Annotated in this window: 1 protein-coding gene; it reads right to left on the bottom strand. The window is 46.9% G+C overall.

Annotated features, from left to right (window positions below; genetic code table 11):
• Positions 1-145 precede the first annotated feature (145 nt).
• Positions 146-3,220, bottom strand: a complete 3,075-nt coding sequence (locus HWQ67_RS14395) for a type ISP restriction/modification enzyme (RefSeq protein WP_218253384.1) — start codon at positions 3,218-3,220, stop codon at positions 146-148.
• Positions 3,221-3,647: the final 427 nt, after the last annotated feature.

Raw genomic sequence — 3,647 nt, 5'->3', positions numbered from 1 at the left:
CAGGAAGTCCCCAAACTCCACCACCGGCAGGTACCTGGCAACACCAAACAGGAGCAAAAGTCCCACGCTGATGCGCAACACCCTTGCTATCAGTATAAAGGCATAATTCGTGAGGAAAAGCCCCGGCGGTCCCATTTACATATTATTACAAAGCATCTTCCAGTTTGTGGTAGAGCATATCGATTTCATTCTGGATATTGATAGTTTTTTGGAGCGCTGTAACTATCTTGCAATAGGATTTTACCTCTTCAAAGGACAAGGTTCTTGTCTTTCTGTCTTTTAACCATTTTTCGCACACCTGGTAGCCGCCGATCTGATACTGCCATACGTCGTTGGGGAGTCCCTCGAAGTATTGGGTTGCGTTGATATAGAGGTGTTGCCGTGTATTGTCGTATCGCAGTTTAATGACCTTGTTATCGCCATTGCCCTGAAACCTTGCAAGGGGTGGTTCAAGATCAGGCGCCTTAAGCAGATGCAGCTCAACAAGGTCTTTACCGTATTGGGCCATCCTGGTAAACACGCTATGGTCTCTTGTAAACGGCACTCGCGGAAAGTCGATCTTCAGAAACTCCGCATACCTGGTCCTGTACGTGTTTGAGTAGAGAACGGCGTAGATGTAGTGGAAGATTTCCTCCGGGGATGGCTCGGTCTTGTAGAGCTTGGATAAGGATTTGATTATATTGGGACTTATGTTTGATTGTTTGATTATTTCGTTTCCTTCATAATGAGATAAAGAAAGATACTGTGGAAAGAGAAATGCTATGCCTTTATTGCTTAAAGTTACACGGCTTTCAATAATGCGTTCCGATACAAAAGCATGATTAAAAACTCCTTCTGCAACTTGTCTAACGGTAATCAATCCAATATTACCCTGTACCATGTGTTGCATAATTTCTGTTCGGGGCATACAGTGGAAACCGCGAGAGTTTCCTGTATAATAAGTAAAACGGATGTCAAAGGGTCTATACAATATGGGCAAAATATTTTTCCTATCCAAGCCACCGTTTAGTAAATCCTTTTGTGCAAGTTCTACCTTCCAGTCCCTTGTATCTATGCCCAGGCTGTAGGCCTGTCTTGCATCTCTTGTATCAAGCCTTGAAAAATTCAGTACGGTTTGCCACACTTCATCTCTTGTCCTATGTATTGTTAGCTTATCACGTGCGGTCACAATCCCAACACTGTTGACGGGAAAGATATCAGTAATCTTTGTATACTTATCATAGGCAGGTAATAAGCTCTCATCTCTTGGGATAAATAAATAGTATTCAGATTTGGGTTGAATGTCTTTCCACTGTGTTGTGTTAATATCATTTTTATCAAGCCAACAATGTTTTGTCTCCCTCTCTCCATATATTTCGGCATAGGAGACCCTTTTTCTTGTTCCCTGTTTCTTTATAAAAAATGCTATAGATACTCCCTGTTGGATATCAAACACGTTCTCATCCTTTGAGCCATCAGGACATTTCTCCTTTCTCTTGCTATTGCCATGTAGGTTCAGGATATATATATCATCAAAACTGTTCATCAGTGACCTCCTCATCCCTCTGAAAGTTGGACTATCGAGATAGCTGTGATTGGTGATAAACGCTAACACCCCTTTGCCTGCGCTGTCTATCTTCCATTGAGCAAATCGTATGAATTTCACGTAATCATCTTGTAACCACTTGGGGTTCCTCTCCTTTAACGACATGCCGTCAACCTGAAAGTAGGCCTTTATCTCCTTTGAAATCCAAGCGCCAACGTTTGAGGAATGCCCCGAATATGGCGGATTGCCCAATATCACCAGGATAGGCGTTTTCTTCTTGATGTCCTCCGCCCTGTGTGACTCCTCAGACAGTGATGACATCCCTGGAAGCCTCGATTGCCCTGGTGCCTCCATATCCAACGTGTTGGTGATAAACAACATCGCCCTGTCGTCATCCTGGAGTGTATAGCCCAACTCCTGCAACATCAGGGACATCTTTATGTGTCCTATCGCATACGGGGCCATCATCAGTTCAAACCCATAAAAATTCTGAAGCACGTGACGCTTGATAAAGCCGGACATGTCTCCGCTGCCATATGACGCTGTGTACTCCTCTATAGCCAACTTGGACGCCTCTGCCAGAAACGTACACGTCCCCGCGGCAGGGTCCAGCAGGGTAACATCATCGCCGGCTAAACCGTCGTGTAGGAAGAACTGGTCTTTCAGTATGTTATTGACCGAACGCACGATATAGGAAACCACCGGCTGCGGTGTATAATAAACCCCTCTCATCTCCCTTGTCTTGGGGTCATACTCGGAGAGAAAGGTCTCGTAAAAATGTATGATGGGGTCTTCGCCCTTGCCATCGTGGAAATACTGATGCAGGATGGCCTTGACATCGGTGACGGCCAGGACATCCGATATGTCGTCAATGGTCCACTCCATCTGCCTTGGAAGGTCTGCCGAAGAGACAAACCTAAAGACATCCCTCAATATGCCAAGCGACCTGGGTACCCTGGAAAACGCCCCCTCACGGTTAAAGCCTTCGTCGGAGCGCATCCTGGCGGCAAACAACCCATACGTGACCGTCTGGGCATAGAGATTTGCAAACTCCTCCTTCTTGAGACTGCCTATGAGGTAATCGCGAAAGGCCTCGTAAAACCCCGCCATACCACCGCCCGTTGACCCTTCGTTATCACCAAGGACGTTAGTTACAATCACGTCTTTCAGGAAGCGTGTCCGTTTAGCCAACTCCCTCGACAGGGCACTTGAGTCGTAAATCCTGGGCACGGAGAAGGCAAGGAACTTGTCAAGCAGACTGCGTAATCCCGGCTCATTGTCCGCAGGGGGCGTTGTATGCAGGGCGTTTAACACAAAGGGGCTGCCTATGGTGGCCGTGTCTATGAGTTCACCGTTGCGGTACAGCCTGAACTCCAGGAAGTTTGTCAGTATCAGGTTTGGGAATGTGTAAAGGTAGCGTTTTAGTTGTTCGGTGCGTTCGGTCTTTCCGAGGTCATCCGTTGATGGCTCCTTGGCTTCGATGTATCCGGTGATGTGCTGCCTGCCGTCCCAGAGCCTGAAGTCGGGATTGCCGCCGTCGGTCTTCTTGGGGAGCGTTGTAACGACGAGGTCTTGTCGACCGGTCAGGCACAGGTACTCCTTGAGCAATCCTTCGAGCGCCGGATAATAGGACTCCTCCCTGGCATCCCCACGGTTAAACGTCCGTGTTATATCGCCTATATATTCTGACAACATTGCGCTATGCGTACTACACCACGACCTTATGCCCTATCGTAACATTTAACGCATCAATATTGCCACAAAGTAAGCAAGAGAGCATAAATTTTTGGTGGAAAATGGATTCCTGCCTACCCCCTGTTCAAGCCAGGGGCAGGCTGTAGAATGACACAGATGAGCGTAAAATGCCATTATCTGTCATTCCCGTGAAAACGAGAATCCATCTTCAATAACTGCATTAAACGGCTATTTAGTAAAAAGTACAAAAGTGCGGTAAACAATAGCTTTATGACGCCCACCAAAAATTTATGCACCCAGCAAGAGAGCATAAACATGTATACTGATCGGATTCGAGTTTTTTCGGGTATCAAAATTGCTTGCATACAAGAAAGAAAGGGGCGGCTCCGCCCCCCTTCAGAACCCCCTGCAAGGGGACCAGTCCCCT

The organism is Candidatus Magnetobacterium casense, assembly GCF_019173545.1.
GTDB classification, from domain to species: Bacteria; Nitrospirota; Thermodesulfovibrionia; order Thermodesulfovibrionales; family Magnetobacteriaceae; genus Magnetobacterium; species Magnetobacterium cryptolimnobacter.
The sequence above is the reverse complement of the archived record's forward strand: the minus strand, read 5'-3'. Positions and strand labels throughout refer to the sequence as shown.

What these genes read in the sequence shown, in the direction of transcription:
- HWQ67_RS14395 (WP_218253384.1), bottom strand. Translation starts at nt 3,220, where the DNA reads ATGTTGTCAGAATATATAGGCGATATAACACGGACGTTTAACCGTGGG.